The sequence below is a fragment of the Xanthomonas protegens genome (genome assembly GCF_038442435.1).
Classification (GTDB): domain Bacteria; phylum Pseudomonadota; class Gammaproteobacteria; order Xanthomonadales; family Xanthomonadaceae; genus Xanthomonas_A; species Xanthomonas_A sontii.
In genome coordinates, this window is sequence record NZ_JAQJCQ010000028.1 from 1 (window position 1) to 17,418 (window position 17,418).

Genomic DNA, 17,418 nt, shown 5'->3' on the forward strand with positions numbered 1-17,418 from the left:
GGAGTGGTAGTTCAGTCGGTTAGAATGCTGGCCTGTCACGCCGGAGGTCGCGGGTTCGAGTCCCGTCCACTCCGCCATTTGTACGCGAAACCCCCGAGCGATCGGGGGTTTCTTTTTTTCCGCCGTGCGCTGGTTTTGGTCCTCGATGCGCTCCGGATTCGCCGCCTTGACGCATGGGCGGCGCGGGTTGCCGGGCCGCCGGTTCTGCCGCAAGGCGTGAAGCGGGTTAAACTGCGCGGCTCGCCAATAGGCCGTCGGTTCCCAATGCTGCAGAAACTTCGCGAAAAGACCTCGGGCTGGATCGCCACCGCGATCATCGGTCTGTTGATGATTCCGTTCCTGTTCGTCATCGACAACAGCTACCTCGGTGGCGTCGGTGCCAACAACGTCGCCAAGGTGCAGGCACCGCCGTCGTGGTGGTCGTCGGCACCGTCGTGGTGGCCGGTGTCGCTGCTGTGGCAGCATCACGAAGTGAGCACGGAGCAGTTCCGTACCCGCTTCGAGCAGGCGCGCATCCAGGCGCGCGAACAGCAGGGCGAGGATTTCGATCCGCGCGCGTTCGAAAGCATCGACAACAAGCGCAAGCTGCTCGATCAGCTGATCGACGAACAGGTGGCGAAGCTGTCGGCCGAACGCGCCGGCGTGGTCATCGGCGATGCCGCGGTGCGCGATTACATCAGCTCCATGCCCGCGTTCCAGAACGACGGCAAGTTCGATCCGGAGCGTTACCGCCTTGCGCTGGCCTCGGGCACGCCGCCGCGTACGCCGACCATGTTCCAGCAACTGGTGCGCGATGCGCTGCAGCAGTCGGTGATTCCTTCCGGCATCGCGGAATCGGCGTTCGCCACCAAGCCGGAGACCGAGCGCCTGCTGAAGATGCTGGGCGAGACCCGCGACGTGGAGATGGCGCTGTTGCCGGAAATGCCGGCCGACACCGCGCCGGTCAGCGACGCGCAGGTGCAGCAGTGGTACGACTCGCACAAGTCGGACTTCAAGCAGCCGGAAACCGTCACGATCGAGTACGTCGACCTCAATGCGGCCAGCCTGCCGCCGGTCAAGCCGGCCGACGAGGCGACGCTGCGCAAGCGCTACGACGACGAGAAGGCGCGCTTCGTCGAGCCCGATCAGCGGCTGGCTTCGCACATCCTGATCAGCGCCGGCAAGGACGCGGCCTCGCAGAAGGCGGCCGAGGCCAAGGCGGCCAAGCTGGCGGCCGAAGCCAAGCAGCCCGGCGCCGACTTCGCTGCGCTGGCCCGCGCCAACTCCGATGATCCCGGTTCCAAGAACGCCGGCGGCGATCTGGGCTGGGTGGAGAAGGGCGTGATGGTGAAGCCGTTCGAGGACGCGCTGTTCGCGATGAAGCCCGGCGAGATCGTCGGCCCGATCAAGAGCGAGTTCGGCTATCACGTGATCCAGCTGCGCCAGGTCAAGGGCGGCGAAGGCAAGTCGTTCGAGCAGGTGCGCGACCAGCTCGCCAGCGAGCAGTTGAAGGCCGACAGCGAGAAGGCCTTCAGCGAGTTGAGCGGCAAGCTGGTGGATCTGGTCTACAAGAATCCGACCGCGCTGGCGTCGGCGGCGAAGGAAGTTGGCCTGCCGGTGCAGACGCTGGGGCCGTTCTCGCGCGCCACCGCCAGTGGCATCGCCGCACAGCCGGCGGTGCTGCGCGCCGCGTTCTCCGACACCCTGGTGCAGGACGGCACGGTCAGCGACCCGATTAACCTGGGGCCGAACCACAGCGTGCTGATCCGCGTGACCCAGCACCAGCCGGAGCAGATCCAGCCGCTGGCCAAGGTGCACGAGCAGGTCGTGGCCGCAGTGCATGCCGACCGCACCGCCAAGGCGGCCGCTGCCAAGGCCGATGCGCTGTTGGAGCGTTTGCGCAAGGGCGAGACCCTGCAGGCCCTGGCCGGCCCGGAAAAGCTGCAGATCAACCCGATGCCGGGTCTGCCGCGCAACGTGCCGATGCCGAGCGCGCAGGCCAGCCAGGCGATCTTCAGCGCGCCGCAGCCGGCCGACGGCAAGCCGTCGGTGGGCAAGGTCGAGCTGCCTGCGGCGCCGGGTACCGTGGGCAAGCGCTATGCGCTGTTTGCGGTCACCAAGGTGACGCCGGGCGACCTGAGCAAGGTGCCGGCCGAGCAGCAGACGATGTTCCAGCAGCAGCTGGCGCGGATCGAGGGCGAGGCCGATGCCAAGGCCTACGTCGATGCGATGCGCAAGCACTTCAAGATCAGCGTGCAGGAATCGCAGCTGTAACCGCTGCTTCGACAGCGCAAAGCGGCACGCAACAGGCCCGGCATTGCCGGGCCTGTTGCGTTTCAGGGGCATCGACGTGTGCGTGGCTGATCGACGTGCGCGCGTCGCCGTGGGGAGAGGCGCGGCAAGTGCAGGCATGCGCTTGTGGTCGCCGGCAGGCTTGGTGGTGGCGAAGGGGTGGCAAGCGCGTCACGCCGTCGCCTTCGCCTGGCACGAGGCGCTGTGCGCGGTTGCGATCGAGGCATCACTGCTGCCGTAGCCGCGCGTCGCACGTGCTCCACATGCTGGTCCACATGTTGTGTAACGCCGTCGGCACCACCGGCATTGCGCGCCGGGCCAGAATCTTGTTCACGCCGGATTAGGGGCAATGCACGCGGTTGTCGTCGGTGCTGGATGCCGTGATAGGCCTGCCTTGCAGGCGCTCATGCTGGCCGTGGGCGCGGGGAAACGGGTGGTCATCCCCGCGCGTGGCTGCACATCCGCGGACGTTGCAGCATGGATCGGACCTCGTCCCGCCGCGGCGGGAGCGCGATCAGTCCTCGTAGCTCAGCACCATGCCGGGGCGCAGCACGCTGCGCGCGGACAGGCCGTTCTTCATCAGAAGTGCCTGCACGGTGATGCCGTAGCGCTTGGCGATGTTCCAGGCGGTGTCGCCGTCGCGCACGGTGTGGGTGTGGCGGGAGCGTGCGCCGGCGCGTGCGGCACGGTTCGGCGCGGGAGTGTCGTCGGCGCTGGCCACGGTGGCGACGACCGGGGCGTCGTCCTGCGCCGGCGGCGCGGTGTCCTGGGCCAGTACGGGGCCGCCCAGACTGCGCGGCGCCAGCACCGGCAGCGCCCGCTTGGTGCTGCGGCCACTGCCCAGGGCCGGGTTCAGTCGCGCGAGCTGATTGCCCTGCAGCGCCTGGCGCCGTGCCCATTCGTCCAGTGCCATGCCGGCGGGCAGGGTCTGCGCCTGCAGGATCGGCACGTCGCGGTCCAGCGAGGCCATCCATTCGTCGCGGGTCTGCGCCTGTTCCAGCACGCAGGCCAGCGCATGCAGTTTCTCGACGTAGGCGTAGGTGACCGAGGACAGCCCGGGCAGCTTGTCCGGCTGCGCGTTCTGCGCGTTCATGCCGGCGCGGCGCATCGACTGCAGCACGCGGTACTCGCCGGCGTTGTAGGCCATGATCGCCAGGCGCCAGTCGCCGCCGAACATGCCGTGCAGGGTCTTCAGATAGCGCACCGCGGCGCGGGTGGAGTCCACCGCGGACAGGCGCCCGTCGTAGCCGTTCTCCAGGGGGACATCGTGGTTGCGCGCGGTACCGGGGATGAACTGCCACAGGCCTGCGGGGCCGCTGCTGTTGCGCGCCGCCGGGCGGTAGCCGCTCTCCACGAACGGGATCAGCGCGAATTCGGTCGGCAGGTTGGCCGCACGCAGTTCGTCGACCACGTAGCCGAACAGCGGCAGCACGTCCTCGTCCTCGTCGGCCAGGCGCGACGGGGCGCGCGAGAACTGCTGCTGCCAGCGCGCATCGGTGGCGCCGGCGTCGCAGCGCGCATCGGCCAGGCCGTCGCGGAAGCGGGCGAGGATGTCGTGCCCGTTACGGGTGGTCGGCGGCGGCAGTGCCGCCGCGTCCGTCGGCAGGCCGTTCAGGCCAGCCACGGTCTGTTCCAGTGCCGCCGCAAGCGGGGTTGAGGCCGCCGCGGGGGGCGCCGCCGACGCTATCGCCAGCGTCAGCGCCGCCGTCAACGCCAGCGCCCTCATGCGCGGAAATCGTCTTTCCAGCGCCTCAATTCGGCGAAGACTTCCACTTCGTCGGACACCCCCCGGCCGAGCCGGGCGCCGATCGCCTGCTGGATGGCCGCCGAAGCGGTGCGCAGGAACGGATTGGTCGCCAGTTCGCTGGCGAGGGTGACGGGAACGGTGGGGCGGGCAGCGTGACGCATGGCCTGGGCTTCCTGATGGCGCTGCCGCAGGGCAGCGTTGGTGGGATCGACCGTGACGGCGAATGCCGCATTGGCCAAGGTGTATTCGTGTCCGCAGCAGACCAGCGTCTGCCCCGGGAGGGCGGACAGGCGCTGCAGCGAACCCAACATCTGGGAGGGCGTACCTTCGAACATGCGCCCACAGCCCAGGCTGAACAGCGTATCGCCGCTGAACAGGTGGCCCTCGCCGACGTAGGCCAGGTGTGAGCGGGTATGGCCGGGGACGGCCAGGGTATCGAACTGCCAGTCCAGCACCTTCACGACGTCGCCATCGCCGACCCGCTCGCACGCGAATCCGGCAATGCGCGGGTCGTCCGGCGCATACACCGGCAGATCCGGCCAGCGTTCGCGCAAGGCGGCGACGCCACCGATATGGTCGTCGTGGTGATGGGTGAGCAGGATGGCGGCGGGCTGTAGCCCTTGTGCCGCAGCCTCCAGCACCGGCTCGGCCTGGCCGGGGTCGACCAGCAACGCACGCCCGTCATCCGTGGCGATCGCCCAGATGTAGTTATCCTGGAATGCGGGCAGGGCGATCAGTCGCATAGAATTGCACCATGCCTGCCGTGTCGCTCCCTCGTCAAGCCAACGTCTCATCCTGGTTTGATACTGCCGGGGCGCAGGCGCTGCTGCAGGCCGAGCAGCCGCTGATCCTCGACGCCCTGCTCAAGCGCCCCGCGCAGCCCTGGCTGTGGCTGGCGCCGGTGCCGCTACCGCCCCCCGGGCGCGAGCTGCCGGGGCGGGGCGTGCGCCTGCACCGCAGCGCCTGCGGCTACGCTGGCGACCTGGTGTGCACGCTGCCACTGCCGCTGCCGTCGGAAAGCGTCAACGCGATCGTCCTGCAGCACGTGCTCGCCGCCGATGCCGCGGCGTTGCTGGAGGAATGCGAGCGCACCCTGATGCCGGGCGGGCGGCTGTGGCTGTTCGCGCTCAATGCGGTGAGCCCGTACCGCCTGCGCTGGCGCCGCCAGGGCCTAGTGGCGCGTCCGCCGGGCAGCTGGCGCGGCCTGCTGGAACAGGTCGGCCTGCCGTGCGTGGAGCAACTGCGCTATCTCGGGCCGGTGTGGCCGACCCGCGGCGGCGTCGGCCCGGCCACCTCCACCGCGCCGCTGCGCGCGGTCTGCCTGCTGCAGGCGGAAAAACGCACCGCCGCCGGCATCGGCCCCATTCCGCTGCGCGCGCCGGTCCGCTGGCGCGGCTCGGTCGCTTCCATCTGAACACGGAGTTTCATGAAGACTGTCGACATCCATACCGATGGCGCCTGCCTCGGCAATCCCGGCCCCGGCGGCTGGGCCGCGCTGCTGCGCTACAAGGGACTGGAGCGCGAGGTGGCCGGCGCCGAGGCGCACACCACCAACAACCGCATGGAGCTGATGGCCGCGATCATGGCGCTGGAGACGCTCAACGAGCCGTGCCAGATCGTGCTGCACACCGACTCGCAGTACGTGCGCCAGGGCATCACCGAATGGATGCCGGGCTGGGTGCGCCGGCAGTGGAAGACCGCCGGCGGCGATCCGGTCAAGAACCGCGACCTGTGGGAACGGCTGCATGCGGCCGCGCAGCGGCATACGATCGACTGGCGCTGGGTCAAGGGCCATAACGGCGATCCGGACAACGAGCGGGTCGACCAGCTGGCGCGCAACCAGGCCCTGCACGTGCGCGCCGGCGGCGCCGCGGTCGCGACCTGATCTTGTCTTCCTTTTCCGCTGCGAGTCCCATGCGTCAGATCATCCTCGATACCGAAACCACCGGCCTGGAATGGAAGAAGGGCAACCGCGTCGTCGAAATCGGCGCGGTGGAGCTGCTCGAACGCCGCCCCAGCGGGCGCAACTTCCACCGCTACCTGCGCCCGGACTGCGATTTCGAACCGGGCGCGCAGGAAGTCACCGGCCTGACCCTGGACTTTCTCGCCGACAAGCCGGAATTCCACGAGGTGGTCGACGAATTCCTGGAGTTCATCGACGGCGCCGAACTGATCATCCACAACGCCTCGTTCGATCTGGGCTTCCTGGACTACGAACTGTCGCGGCTGGGTGAGTCCTACGGCCGCATTCTCGACCGCGCCACGGTGATCGACACCCTGCTGCTGGCGCGCGAGCGCTTCCCCGGCCAGCGCAATTCGCTGGACGCGCTGTGCAAGCGACTGGGCGTGGACAACTCGCACCGGCAACTGCACGGCGCGCTGCTCGATGCGCAGATCCTCAGCGACGTGTACATCGCGCTGACCTCCGGTCAGGAGGAGATCGGTTTCGCTCTGGCCGAGGACGGCGCCGGGCATGCGGCCGCGCAGGGGCCGGCGTTCGACATGACGATGCTGCTGCCGCGGCCGCGGGTGTTGCCGACCGCGTCGGAGCTGGAAGCGCACCACGCGCGGCTGGAGAAGCTGCGCAAGAAGGCCGGCCGCGCGCTGTGGGACGACGCCGAACCGGTCGCGGCGGAAGCGGTGGCCGGCTGAGGGGCGCCTCGAAAGACGATGGGGCCTATGTCGTAGGAGCGGCTTCAGCCGCGATGGGGCTTTACCGGGAACGCCCCATCGCGGCTGAAGCCGCTCCTACAGGGCAGCCTGGCCGGCTTGAGCGTGAAGAATGCAAGTGCGCGGCGGTGCCCTGAAGTGGTTTGCGCGGACGGGAACGGCGCCAGCGCCGCACCGTCCTCAGTGGCAGCGCACCAGGATCGCGGTGATGTTGTCCGAGCCGCCTTCGTCGAGCGCGGCGGCGACCAGCATGTCCACGCATTCCTGCGCGCTGCAATCGTCGTGGCCCAGCGCGTTGGCCAGGCCGGCATCGTCCACTTCCTCGGTGAGCCCGTCGCTGCACAGCAGCAGGCGCATGCCCGGGCGCAGCTCGCCGGTCATCGTCGCCACGTTCAGGTGCTGCGGATCGGTGACGCCCAGCGCCTGGGTGACCACGTTGCGGTGCGGATGCGCGCGCGCCTGCTCGGCGGTGAGCGCGCCCTGCGCGATCAGTTCCTGCACATAGCTGTGGTCCTGGCTGAGCTGGGCCAGCTTGCCGTCGCGCCACAGATAGGCGCGGCTGTCGCCGACCCAGGCCACCTCGAAGCGGTTGCCCTGCACCCGCGCCGCCACCACCGTGGTGCCCATCGGCAGGGTGTCGTTGCGGCGCTGCGAGGCGCGGATGATCTCCTCGTCGGCGATGCGGATGGCCTGCGCCAGCGCGGTGCCGCCGCGCACTTCGCGCACGATGGCCTCGCGCGCCAGGGCGCTGGCGACCTCGCCGCAGGCGTGGCCGCCCATGCCGTCTGCCACCAGCCACAGCCCCAGTTCGTGGTCGCCGTAGTAGGTGTCCTCGTTGAGGTCGCGGCGCAGGCCGACGTGGGTGAGGTGTCCGAATTCGATCATTGCGCGCCTGCGGCCGGCCGGTGTTTTCTGGGGTCGATGGGCATCATCGCGGTCGCGCGCGGATCAGGCAATCGCCGCGCGCGGCACGCAGCAGGCGGGGTTCATCGCCCCACGCCGCCGGGGCGCTTGCGGGGCCTCCGCGCCAGGCCGCTTGTCCGCGCGCGGCGGGGACCGTATGATGCACGCCCCCGGTCCGCCGGGGACCACCCGGGAAGGTGGCAGAGTGGTTGAATGTACCTGACTCGAAATCAGGCAGGCGTTTATAGCGCCTCGGGGGTTCGAATCCCCCCCTTCCCGCCAGTTTCATCGCGCGTGCACCCTCCAGCGGTCGCAGAGTGTGATCGGTGCAGGAGTGGGGGGGAGAAGCCCCGCGGGTTCGACCCATCGGCGACAGCCGATGCGCACGGCGCAGCCGCCCGCAGGGCGAGGTGCAGCATGCACCGAGTGCATCCCCCCCCCCCTTCCCGCCAGTTTCGCATCAGGCCCCGTCAGGGGCCTTTTGTTTTTGGGTGGCCGCGACGCCGTGCCGACGTCGCCTTAAGGCCTGGCCGCTACACTTCCTTCCGACTTCTGCTTGTGGTGTCTTCCATGTCCGAAATCCTGGTGCCCGTGTCCTTCGGCGAATTGCTCGACAAGATCGCCATCCTGCAGATCAAGTCCGAGCGCATCGAAGATCCGGGCAAGCTGGCCAATGTGCGTGCCGAACTGTCGGCGCTGGAAAAGACCTGGATGGCGCATCCGGCCGCCGGCGGCGACGTGGCGCGCCTGCGCGCGGACCTGAAGGCGGTCAACGAGCGCCTGTGGGTGATCGAGGACGAGATCCGGATCAAGGAGAAGGCGCAGGCCTTCGACGAGGAGTTCATCAAGCTGGCGCGCAGCGTGTACTACGAAAACGACGAGCGCGCGCGGCTCAAGAAAGAGATCAACCTGGCCCTGGGCTCCAGCTACGTGGAAGAAAAGTCCTATCAGGACTACCGCAACGCCTCAGCGTGAGGGCAGAGTTCCGGGAGGCGTTGCCGTCTCCCGGAACGCGCCGCACCTCAGTCGCGTGCGACCACCAGGCCAGTCAGGCGTCGCACCAGCGGCAGCACCAGCAGCAGGGTGGGGAAGGCCACCAGCCAGGACAGCGCCCAGGCACCGAGCCAGAGCGTGCCGACGCCGGGGGCCAGCCCGACGCTGCGCAGGGTGCTGATCATCGAGACGATGCAGGTCATCAGCACCGACAGCAGCAGCGGGGTCACCCAGGCGGCATGGCGCGGGGACAGCTTGCGGGAAAACAGCGGGGAACGTGACATTGCGGACTCTCCGTAAGCCGGTCGATCGAAGGCGCCACCCGCCAGCGGCCTGCCAGGCCCGGACGGGAAACAGCCCCGGACGGATCCGGCGCAGTTGGCGCGTTGATTGACGTAAACGCTTACGGCGGCTCCTGCGGGCCGGGTCGGCGGCAGGACGCGCGGCGATGGTAGAGCGGCGCCGCGCGCGCCGCAACCGGGCTCAGTGGCCGTGGTCGGCGCGATAGCGCTCGAATGCGGCGATCGCATCGTCCACCGCGATGAGTTCCATCACCCCGTCGAACTCGATCTTGCTGCCCCACTTCAACTGCGCGGCCGGCTTGCCCAGGTACTTGCGCGCGGCGTCGTCGTACTTGTCCACGCAGTAGCGGATGTCCGAATACGGGCCGCTGCGGCGCGGGTTGCTGGCCGCATGCAGGCCCAGCACCTTGGTGCCCATCGCGTTGGCGATGTGCATGGGTCCAGAGTCCGGAGTCAGCACCAGCGCCGCGCGCTGCAGCAGCGCCGGCAGTTGTTTGAGCGTGTCGCGGCCGACCAGGTCGAGCACCGGCGTGCGCGCCGCCGCGACGATGGCGTCGGCGGTGCTGCGCTCGAGGTCGCTGCGGCCGCCGCACAGCACCACCCGCCAGCCTTGCGCGGCGGCATGGTCGGCCACCGCGGCGTAGCGCTCGGCATACCAGTTGCGGCGCTGGTGGCTGGAGCAGGGCGAGATCAGCAGCGCCGGGCGGCCGTCGTCGGGCCATTGCGCGCGTGCCCAGGCATGGGCGTCCTCCGGCACCGGCAGGTCCCAGCGCACCTCGGTCTGGCGCAGCCCCAGCGGCTCGCAGAAGCTGCCGATCGCCTCCAGCACGTGGATGCCGGGGCGGTCGGGGATGCGCTCGTTGACGAACAGACCGTGCAGATCCTTGGAGCGGCTGCGGTCGTAGCCGATACGGCGGCGCGCCGGCACGAACGCCGACAGCACGTTGGCGCGCAACGCCACCTGCATCTGCAGCAGCGCGTCGAAGCCCTGCGCCGGCAGGGCGCGGCGCAGGGCGCGCATGCCGGCCAGACCACTGCGCTTGTCGTAGGGGTGGAAGACCACGCCCGGCAGGCCATCCAGCAGCTTGTGCCCGGCCTTGTCGATGATCCAGTGCAACGCCGGTGCCTGCGGCCAGGCGCGCTGCAGGGTCCGCACCAGCGGCACCACGTGGGTCACGTCCCCCAGCGCCGACAGGCGCAACAGGCACAGCGAAGGGAGCGTTGCCGGCATGGTGTTGTTAGACTCGCTGGATGGTTGCATTCGACGCCACCGAAGCACTGACGCCGTACCGCGAGGGCCGCGGATACGGGGCCATTCTGTTCGACCGCGAACGGCTGCGGCAAGCCGAACCGGCGCTGTTCTCCGCCGCCGCCTGGGGCGAACGCGCACGCCCGGTGGATGCCGGCGGCCGTGGCGGCGCCTGGTTCGTCGATGCCCCGTTCGGCAGTTGCGTGCTGCGCCAGTACCGCCGCGGTGGGCTGGTCGCCAAGCTGGTCCGCGACCGCTACCTGTGGACCGGCGCCGACCGCACCCGCAGCTTCGCCGAGTTCCGGCTGATGCGCGCGCTGATCGCGCGCAAGCTGCCGGTGCCGCGGCCATTGGCGGCCTGCTATCTGCGCCAGGGGCTGCGCTACCGCGCGGCGATCCTGATGGAGCGGCTGGAGGGCGTGCGCTCGCTGGCCGAGCGCGCACATCTGGCCGGTCGCGGCGCGCCGTGGGAGGAGGCGGGGCGGCTGATCGCGCGCTTCCATCGCGCCGGGCTCGACCACGCCGACCTCAATGCGCAGAACATCCTGTTCGATGGCAACGGCCGCGGCTGGCTGATCGACTTCGACCGCGGCGTGCTGCGCATTCCCGCCACCCGCTGGCGCGAGCGCAACCTCAAGCGGCTGCGCCGTTCGCTGCTGAAACTGCGCGGCGAGCGCAGCGTCGATGCGGTGGAGAAGGACTACGCGCGCCTGCGCCGCGCCTACGACCTGGCCTGGGAGCGCGGCTGCTGATGACGGACTGGGCGCTGCGTTTCCAGGGCGTGGGCAATGCCTCGGCGGTGTCGCTTGGCTCGCCGATGGCCACCATCGAGCGCGATGGCCGGCCATGGCTGACCATCGACTGCGGCGGCGAGGGGCTGACCGCCTATCAGGCGCACTACGGCGCAATGCCGCAGGCGCTGTTCGTCACCCATGTGCATCTGGACCACGTCGCCGGCTTCGAGCGGCTGTTCGTGGACAGCTATTTTTCCGAGCGCCGCGGCAAGCCGCGGTTGTACGTGCCGGCCACGGTACTGCCGCTGCTGCATCGCCGCGTGGCCGATTATCCGAACGTGCTGGCCGAGGGCGGCGCCAACTTCTGGGATGCGTTCCAGCTGATCGCGGTGGGCGATGCGTTCTGGCACGAGGGCGTGCGCCTGGAGGTGTTTCCGGTGCGTCACCACTGGCCGGAGACGGCCTACGGCCTGCGCCTGCAGGGCGCGCTGGTGTGGAGCGGGGACACCCGGCCGATCCCGGAAATGCTGAACCGGTATGCCGACGACGGCGAACTGGTGGCCCACGACTGCGGTCTTCACGGCAACCCGTCGCATACTGGCGTGGACGACCTGGAGCGGGAGTACCCCGCAGAGCTGCTGCAACGAATCATGCTCTACCACTACGCCAGCGCCGAGGATGCCGAGGCCCTGCGCGCCCGCGGCCACCGCGTGGCGCGCCCGGGCGAATGCGTGACGCTGGCCGCGCCGCGCGCGCCGCAGGTGCCGGCGGGATGAACGCGCTGCCGCGCCCGCCGCTCGCGTCGACGACGCCGGCGGACCGGCGCGGGCGGCCGTTGCGCGACCTGCGCCTGTCGGTGATCGAGGCCTGCAACTTCCGCTGCGGCTACTGCATGCCGGCCGACAAGGTGCCGGACGACTACGGCTTCGACGCCGCATCGCGGCTGTCGTTCGCGCAACTGGAGACCCTGGCCCGCGCCTTCGTGCGCAACGGCGTCAACAAGCTGCGCCTGACCGGCGGCGAACCGCTGCTGCGCCGCGATCTGCCCGAACTGGTGCGGCGGCTGGCGCGCATTCCCGGTGTGGACGATCTGGCCATGACCACCAACGGGGCGCTGCTGGCGCGGCACGCGCAGGCCTTGCGCGAGGCCGGCCTGCGTCGGGTCACGGTCAGCCTGGATGCGATCGAGCCGGCGGTGTTCCGGAAGCTGTCCGGCGACCGCGGCGAGATCGCGCAGGTGCTGGAGGGCATCGACGCGGCGGTCGCGGCCGGGCTGGGGCCGGTCAAGCTCAACTGCGTGGTCCAGCGCGGCATCAACGACGACCAGGTGCTGCCGTTGCTGGCGCATTTCCGCGGCAGCGGCCATGTGCTGCGCTTCATCGAATACATGGACGTCGGTACCTGCAACGCCTGGCGCCGCGAGCGGGTGGTGCCGGCCGCCGAACTGCGCGACCGCATCGCCGCGCGCTGGCCGCTGCAGGCGCTGGCGCCGCACTACCCGGGCGAGGTCGCCGCGCGCTACGCCTTCGCCGACGGCGGCGGCGAGATCGGCTTCGTCACCTCGGTCAGTACGCCGTTCTGCGGCGATTGCCACCGCGCCCGCGTGTCCGCCGATGGCCATCTCTACACCTGCCTGTTCGCGGGCGAGGGCACTGATTTGCGGCCGGCGCTGGCGGGTGGCGAGGAGGCGCTGGCCGAGCGCGTACGTGCGCTGTGGGAGCGCCGCGACGATCGCTACAGCGAACTGCGCGGCGCGGCGACCGCCACGCGCGGCAAGCACGTCGAAATGTTCCTGATCGGCGGTTGAGCGATGGACGCCGCCGTGCAACGCGCGCTGGTCGCGCTGGAACTGGAATTGCTGGAACCGGCGGTGCGGGCCTCGGCGGCGCGTGTGGCCGAACTGCTCGACGATGCCTTCGTCGAGTTCGGCGCCTCCGGCCGTCGCTTCGACAAGCCGGCGGTGCTGCAGGCCTTGCCGGCCGAGTCGGGTGACTTCCGCTACCGCACCTTCGACATCGACGCGCAACTGCTGGCTCCCGAGCTGGCGCAACTGCGCTATCGCAGCGAGCGCAGCGGCGGTGGCGAACCGCCGCGACAGGCACTGCGCAGTTCGCTTTGGCGGTATCGCGACGGCCAATGGCGCATGCTGTTCCACCAAGGCACGCCGATCTCCGGCGGCGCTTGAAGATCGCGCCGTGGGAGCGGCAGCGCAATCCATGACCAAGAAGACCTCCGCCACGTCCGCGCGCGCCGCCGCGCCGGCGCTGACCCATCTGGACCCGCAGGGATTGCCGACCATGGTCGACGTCTCCGCCAAGGCCGCTACCGCACGCGTGGCGGTGGCGCAGGCGCAGGTGCGTTTTCCCGCCGCCGTGGCCGCGCAGTTGCGCGCCGATGCGTTGCGCAGCGCCAAGGGCGGCATCGTCGACACCGCGGTGATCGCCGGCACCATGGCGGTCAAGCGCACCCACGAACTAATTCCGTTCTGCCATCCGCTGCCGATCGACGGCTGCCGCTTCGCCATCGACTGGCGCTCGCCGCAGGTGCTGGGCATCGAATGCACGGTGCGCACCGTGCACCGCACCGGCGTGGAGATGGAGGCCCTGACCGGCGCCAGCGTCGCCGCGCTGACCGTCTACGACATGTGCAAGGCCTTGACCCATGCGATGACCATCGGCCCGGTGCGGCTGGTCGGCAAGCGTGGCGGCAAGCGCGACGTCGGGAGCGTGGCATGAGCGCCGAGGTGACCGTGCTGTACTTCGCCAGCCTGCGCGAGGCCGCGGGCCTGGATCGCGAGCAGGTGCGCACCGATGCGCCCGATCTGCGTGCTCTGTACGCCGAACTCGATGCCCGCCATGGCCTGCGCTGGCCGCTGGAGCGGTTGCGGGTGGCGGTGGATGGCGCCTTCGTCGGCTGGGACGAGGCGGTGCGCGACGGCAGCGAAGTGGTGTTCATTCCGCCGGTTTCGGGAGGCTGAGCCATGTCCACCGAACCGCGTTTCCGGCTGGCCGACCGACCGCTCGACATCGCCACACTGCGCGCCCCGCTGGCGCATGCCCAGGCCGGCGCCTACGCCAGCTTCGAAGGCTGGGTGCGCGACCACAACGACGGCCGCGCAGTCGACGGCCTGCACTACGAGGCCTACGCCGCGCTGGCCGAGGCCGAAGGCCAACGCATCGTCGACGAGGCCCTGGCTCGCTTCGCCATCCTCGACCTGCGCTGCGTGCACCGCGTCGGCGAACTGGCGATCGGCGACCTGGCGGTGTGGGTCGGCGTGGTGGCTGCGCACCGTGGCGCCGCGTTCGACGCCTGCCGCTACGTCATCGACGAGGTCAAGGCACGGGTGCCGATCTGGAAGCGCGAACGCTATCGCGACGGCGATGCGGGCTGGCTGCATCCGGAGGCGCAGGCGCCTTCGCGCGGATAGCAGCGCGCGCTTTGCGTTGATCGCTGTCTTCGTAGAGGAGGGTGGTAACCCCGCCGGCTGACCGCGCCAGGCATAGCCTGCCGCCGTCCGGATTTCTGTGCCGTCGCCACGGCCGGAACGAATGACGCGCCGGGATGGCGGTTGCTTTCTGCAGGCGCAGCCGTGGCACACAATCAAGGCTGATCGCTCGTCGTCGTAGAGGGGTGGTAACCCCGCCGGCTGACCTCGGCGCCCGCGTCGATCGATACCGTTGCTGCCTTCCGGCCCTGGCGGGGTTTTCGACCTAGCGTCGCGAGGGGCCGACGGGGCCACCATAGAGACGAAACCGCGCCAGTGGCGCGGTCTTTCCCTTTGAGTCTTACGCCAACGGCGAAGCAACTCTGCGAGGGAAGCGCATTCGAATCTGGCGGAGAGAGGGGGATTCGAACCCCCGAAGCGCGGTTTAGACGCTTACACACTTTCCAGGCGTGCTCCTTCAACCACTCGGACACCTCTCCGGGTCTTGCGCGGGCCATGTGGTCCGGGCAAGGGCGGGAATTCTAGCCGTCATGGCCGCCGTTCACAAGGCGAATCGCGGCTGCCGCGCTGACCGGCGTCACCTTTGCCCTGTTCATCGTCGCAGGCAGCCCTGCGCCAAAGGTCGGCGCGCGCGTGATGGCGGCTGACCGGGCGACTGAACGATCGCGGTGGCCCGGCGTGGCACAATGGCGGTTCAGATGAAGACGGTCGCCTGATGTCCTATCTCGTTCTCGCCCGCAAGTGGCGCCCCAAGCGTTTCGCCGAGCTGGTGGGGCAGGAGCATGTGGTCCGTGCGCTCACCAACGCGCTGGACAGCGGCCGGGTGCACCATGCGTTCCTGTTCACCGGTACCCGCGGCGTCGGCAAGACCACCATCGCGCGCATCTTCGCCAAGTCGCTGAACTGCGAGCAGGGCACCAGCGCCGATCCCTGCGGCCAGTGCGCGGCCTGCCTGGACATCGACGCCGGCCGCTACATCGACCTGCTGGAGATCGACGCCGCGTCCAACACCGGCGTGGACGACGTGCGCGAGGTGATCGAGAACGCGCAGTACATGCCCTCGCGCGGCAAGTTCAAGGTCTACCTGATCGACGAAGTGCACATGCTCTCCAAGGCGGCGTTCAACGCGCTGCTGAAGACCCTGGAAGAGCCGCCGGAGCACGTGAAGTTCCTGCTCGCCACCACCGACCCGCAGAAGCTGCCGGTGACGGTGCTGTCGCGCTGCCTGCAGTTCAACCTCAAGCGCCTGGACGAGGAGCAGATCCAGGGGCAGATGACCAAGATCCTGGCCGCCGAGCAGATCGAGGTGGATGCCTCGGCGATCGTGCAGTTGGCCAAGGCCGCCGACGGCAGCCTGCGCGACGGCCTGTCGCTGCTCGACCAGGCCATCGCCTACGCCGGCGGTGCGCTGCGCGACGAGGTGGTGCGGGCCATGCTCGGCATGGTCGACCGTACCCAGGTCGGCGCGATGCTGGATGCGCTGGCCGATGCCGACGGGCAACGGCTGCTGCAGGTGGTGGCCGGCCTGGCCGAATTCTCGCCCGACTGGGGCGGGGTGCTGGAGGCGCTGGCCGAGGCCCTGCACCGCATCCAGGTGCGGCAACTGGTGCCTGGCGCGGCCATGCCCGCGCTGGACGGCCTGGACCCGGGGCCGCTGGCCGAGCGCCTGCGGCCGGAGATCGTGCAGCTGTGGTACCAGATGGCGCTGAACGGGCGCCGCGACCTCTACCTGGCGCCGAGCCCGCGCGCCGGCTTCGAGATGGCGCTGCTGCGCATGCTGGCATTCCGGCCGATGGGCGCCACGGCGCTGCCGGCCGGCACGACGACCGGCGCGGCCACGCAGGGGCACGGCAATGCGGCGGCGGCCGCTGCCAGCGCGCCTGCAGCGGCGATGGCGGCACCTGTCGCGGTGGCGGCCGCTGCCCCGGTGGCGCCTGTCGCTGTCGCTGCTGCGCCGGCGCCGGTTCCCTCTGCGCCCGTGGCGGCTGCGCCCAGTGCGGCGGCGCCCACACTGGATCCGCCCTGGGATCCGCCGGCACCGCCGGCGGCACGCCCAGCGCCGTCCGCGCCCGTCGCGACGCCGGTGCCCGCGGTCGTCCCGGCCGCGGCCACGCCTGCGGCCGCCGAGCCGGAAATGGCGATGGTGCCGCCGCTGGCGCCGCCGCCGCGCACCCACGCCGCCGTGTCCGATACGCCGCGCGCGCTGCACAGCGCCGAGGACTGGCTGGAGCTGGTCGCCGATTGCGGCCTGAGCGGACCCTCGCGGCAGCTCGCCGCCAATGCCGCCTTCGTCAGTCATGCCGAGGGCGTGCTGCGGCTGTCGCTGTCGCCGGGCTTCGAGTACCTGCAGTCCGAGCGCTCGCTGGGCGAACTGGCCGCGGCGCTGGCCGATGCGCTGGGGCAGCGGCCGAAGATCGTCATCGAAAGCGGCATCGCGGTCGATGCCGAAACCCTGCATGAGCGCTCGCACCGGCAACGCGGCGAGCGCCAGAACGCGGCCGAAACCGCGTTCATGAACGACCCGGCGGTGCAGGCGCTGATCCAGCAGCAAGGCGCCCGGGTCGTTCCCGATTCCATCCGTCCCTACGATGAGTGAACCACGATGCGCGGCAATATCGCCCAACTGATGCAACAGGCGCAGAAGATGCAGGAAAACCTGCAGCGCGCCCAGGAAGAACTGGCCCAGCTGGAAGTCACCGGCAGCGCCGGCGGCGGCATGGTCACCGTGACCCTGACCGGCGCCAAGGAGTGCCGCAAGGTGCGGATCGATCCGAGCATCCTGGCCGACCAGGAAATGGCCGAGGATCTGATCGCCGCCGCCTTCAACGACGCCTCCAACAAGATCGATGCCGAATCCAAGGCGCGCATGGGCGCGGCCACCGCCGGCATGCCGATCCCGCCGGGCATGAAGCTGCCGTTCTGAGAGGCCGGGATTCGGGATTTGGGAGTGGGGATTCGCGGCTTTTCGCGAGTGCGCTGCTTCTCGTGCTTCGGTGAATTCCTCCGCGTAGGAGCGGGGGGGGGCGCCCGGGGGGGGTGGGGGGGTTGCCCCCCGGGGGGGCCACCGCCGACACAAAAAAAGCCGGGCACCGGGGGGTTTTTTT

19 protein-coding genes, 3 tRNA genes and 1 other RNA gene are annotated in these 17,418 nt (G+C 70.0%); 16 read left to right on the top strand and 7 right to left on the bottom strand.

All coding sequences use genetic code 11. The features are described from left to right. A tRNA-Asp gene (locus PIQ37_RS20255) sits at positions 1-77 on the top strand. A gap of 187 nt (positions 78-264) precedes the next feature. Next, entirely contained in the window at positions 265-2,253 is a 1,989-nt protein-coding gene (locus tag PIQ37_RS20260) for a peptidylprolyl isomerase (protein WP_342074846.1), read from the top strand. Between the two features lie 532 nt (positions 2,254-2,785). Here the strand turns inward: PIQ37_RS20260 and PIQ37_RS20265 are convergent. Continuing rightward, the gene (locus PIQ37_RS20265) at positions 2,786-3,997 is read right to left on the bottom strand and encodes a lytic transglycosylase domain-containing protein (RefSeq protein WP_342074847.1); all 1,212 of its coding nucleotides are present in this window, start codon (positions 3,995-3,997) and stop codon (positions 2,786-2,788) included. Continuing rightward, complete coding sequence (gene gloB, locus PIQ37_RS20270) at positions 3,994-4,761, bottom strand: hydroxyacylglutathione hydrolase (RefSeq protein ID WP_342074848.1); 768 nt, start codon at positions 4,759-4,761, stop codon at positions 3,994-3,996. The genes PIQ37_RS20265 and gloB overlap by 4 nt, the downstream gene beginning before the upstream one ends. An 11-nt stretch (positions 4,762-4,772) precedes the next feature. Here gloB and PIQ37_RS20275 point away from each other — a divergent pair, with 11 nt between their 5' ends. From PIQ37_RS20275 to dnaQ, 3 genes are read left to right on the top strand one after another with little or no spacing between them, the layout of a single operon-like run. Beyond that, positions 4,773-5,432 (top strand): hypothetical protein, encoded by a 660-nt coding sequence (locus tag PIQ37_RS20275; protein ID WP_342074849.1) that lies wholly within the window; start codon positions 4,773-4,775, stop codon positions 5,430-5,432. A 12-nt stretch (positions 5,433-5,444) separates the two neighbouring features. Next, positions 5,445-5,903 (top strand): ribonuclease HI, encoded by a 459-nt coding sequence (gene rnhA / locus PIQ37_RS20280; protein ID WP_017907823.1) that lies wholly within the window; start codon positions 5,445-5,447, stop codon positions 5,901-5,903. A 29-nt stretch (positions 5,904-5,932) separates the two neighbouring features. After that, complete coding sequence (gene dnaQ, locus PIQ37_RS20285; protein WP_342074850.1) at positions 5,933-6,670, top strand: DNA polymerase III subunit epsilon; 738 nt, start codon at positions 5,933-5,935, stop codon at positions 6,668-6,670. A 198-nt stretch (positions 6,671-6,868) separates the two neighbouring features. On the opposite strand, the gene PIQ37_RS20290 is transcribed toward dnaQ, so the two are convergent. Beyond that, positions 6,869-7,573, bottom strand: coding sequence for a PP2C family protein-serine/threonine phosphatase (locus PIQ37_RS20290; RefSeq protein ID WP_017907821.1), 705 nt, complete (start codon positions 7,571-7,573; stop codon positions 6,869-6,871). Positions 7,574-7,782: 209 nt separating this feature from the next. Between PIQ37_RS20290 and PIQ37_RS20295 the strand changes: the two genes are divergently transcribed. Both PIQ37_RS20295 and PIQ37_RS20300 read left to right on the top strand, forming a co-directional pair. Next, positions 7,783-7,873: transfer RNA gene (locus PIQ37_RS20295), tRNA-Ser, on the top strand. Positions 7,874-8,161: 288 nt separating this feature from the next. After that, positions 8,162-8,566, top strand: coding sequence for a DUF6165 family protein (locus PIQ37_RS20300; RefSeq protein ID WP_342074851.1), 405 nt, complete (start codon positions 8,162-8,164; stop codon positions 8,564-8,566). Between the two features lie 47 nt (positions 8,567-8,613). Here PIQ37_RS20300 and PIQ37_RS20305 read toward each other — a convergent pair whose 3' ends face one another. Together PIQ37_RS20305 and PIQ37_RS20310 are read right to left on the bottom strand one after the other, a co-directional pair. After that, on the bottom strand, positions 8,614-8,868 hold the full coding sequence (locus PIQ37_RS20305; RefSeq protein ID WP_342074852.1) for a DUF2798 domain-containing protein: 255 nt from the start codon (positions 8,866-8,868) through the stop codon (positions 8,614-8,616). A gap of 199 nt (positions 8,869-9,067) precedes the next feature. Then, positions 9,068-10,117: a glycosyltransferase family 9 protein gene (locus tag PIQ37_RS20310; RefSeq protein ID WP_342074853.1), complete on the bottom strand. Its 1,050-nt coding sequence runs from the start codon at positions 10,115-10,117 to the stop codon at positions 9,068-9,070. A gap of 20 nt (positions 10,118-10,137) precedes the next feature. Here PIQ37_RS20310 and PIQ37_RS20315 point away from each other — a divergent pair, with 20 nt between their 5' ends. The 7 genes from PIQ37_RS20315 to PIQ37_RS20345 are packed head-to-tail and all read left to right on the top strand — an operon-like array spanning position 10,138 to position 14,296. Then, on the top strand, positions 10,138-10,887 hold the full coding sequence (locus PIQ37_RS20315) for a 3-deoxy-D-manno-octulosonic acid kinase (RefSeq protein WP_017914809.1): 750 nt from the start codon (positions 10,138-10,140) through the stop codon (positions 10,885-10,887). After that, positions 10,887-11,645, top strand: a complete 759-nt coding sequence (locus tag PIQ37_RS20320) for an MBL fold metallo-hydrolase (RefSeq protein ID WP_342074854.1) — start codon at positions 10,887-10,889, stop codon at positions 11,643-11,645. Before PIQ37_RS20315 ends, PIQ37_RS20320 begins: the two co-directional genes overlap by 1 nt. Further along, positions 11,642-12,676, top strand: coding sequence for a GTP 3',8-cyclase MoaA (gene moaA / locus PIQ37_RS20325; protein ID WP_342074855.1), 1,035 nt, complete (start codon positions 11,642-11,644; stop codon positions 12,674-12,676). The genes PIQ37_RS20320 and moaA overlap by 4 nt, the downstream gene beginning before the upstream one ends. Positions 12,677-12,679: 3 nt before the next feature. After that, positions 12,680-13,054 carry a nuclear transport factor 2 family protein gene (locus PIQ37_RS20330; RefSeq protein WP_342074856.1) on the top strand — a complete coding sequence of 125 codons (375 nt, stop codon included), beginning with the start codon at positions 12,680-12,682 and terminating at the stop codon, positions 13,052-13,054. 31 nt (positions 13,055-13,085) lie between these two features. Continuing rightward, entirely contained in the window at positions 13,086-13,604 is a 519-nt protein-coding gene (gene moaC, locus PIQ37_RS20335) for a cyclic pyranopterin monophosphate synthase MoaC (protein WP_342074857.1), read from the top strand. Further along, the gene (locus tag PIQ37_RS20340; RefSeq protein ID WP_342074858.1) at positions 13,601-13,846 is read left to right on the top strand and encodes a MoaD/ThiS family protein; all 246 of its coding nucleotides are present in this window, start codon (positions 13,601-13,603) and stop codon (positions 13,844-13,846) included. The genes moaC and PIQ37_RS20340 overlap by 4 nt, the downstream gene beginning before the upstream one ends. 3 nt (positions 13,847-13,849) lie before the next feature. Beyond that, positions 13,850-14,296: a molybdenum cofactor biosynthesis protein MoaE gene (locus tag PIQ37_RS20345; RefSeq protein WP_342074859.1), complete on the top strand. Its 447-nt coding sequence runs from the start codon at positions 13,850-13,852 to the stop codon at positions 14,294-14,296. A gap of 209 nt (positions 14,297-14,505) precedes the next feature. Here the strand turns inward: PIQ37_RS20345 and ffs are convergent. Beyond that, an RNA gene (ffs, locus tag PIQ37_RS20350) (signal recognition particle sRNA small type) lies at positions 14,506-14,602 on the bottom strand. A 98-nt stretch (positions 14,603-14,700) separates the two neighbouring features. Continuing rightward, positions 14,701-14,793 (bottom strand) — tRNA-Ser (locus tag PIQ37_RS20355). A 236-nt stretch (positions 14,794-15,029) separates the two neighbouring features. Here PIQ37_RS20355 and dnaX point away from each other — a divergent pair. Both dnaX and PIQ37_RS20365 read left to right on the top strand, forming a co-directional pair. Beyond that, positions 15,030-16,910: a DNA polymerase III subunit gamma/tau gene (gene dnaX, locus PIQ37_RS20360; RefSeq protein ID WP_342074860.1), complete on the top strand. Its 1,881-nt coding sequence runs from the start codon at positions 15,030-15,032 to the stop codon at positions 16,908-16,910. Positions 16,911-16,916: 6 nt separating this feature from the next. Beyond that, entirely contained in the window at positions 16,917-17,237 is a 321-nt protein-coding gene (locus PIQ37_RS20365; RefSeq protein WP_160966219.1) for a YbaB/EbfC family nucleoid-associated protein, read from the top strand. Positions 17,238-17,418: the final 181 nt, after the last annotated feature.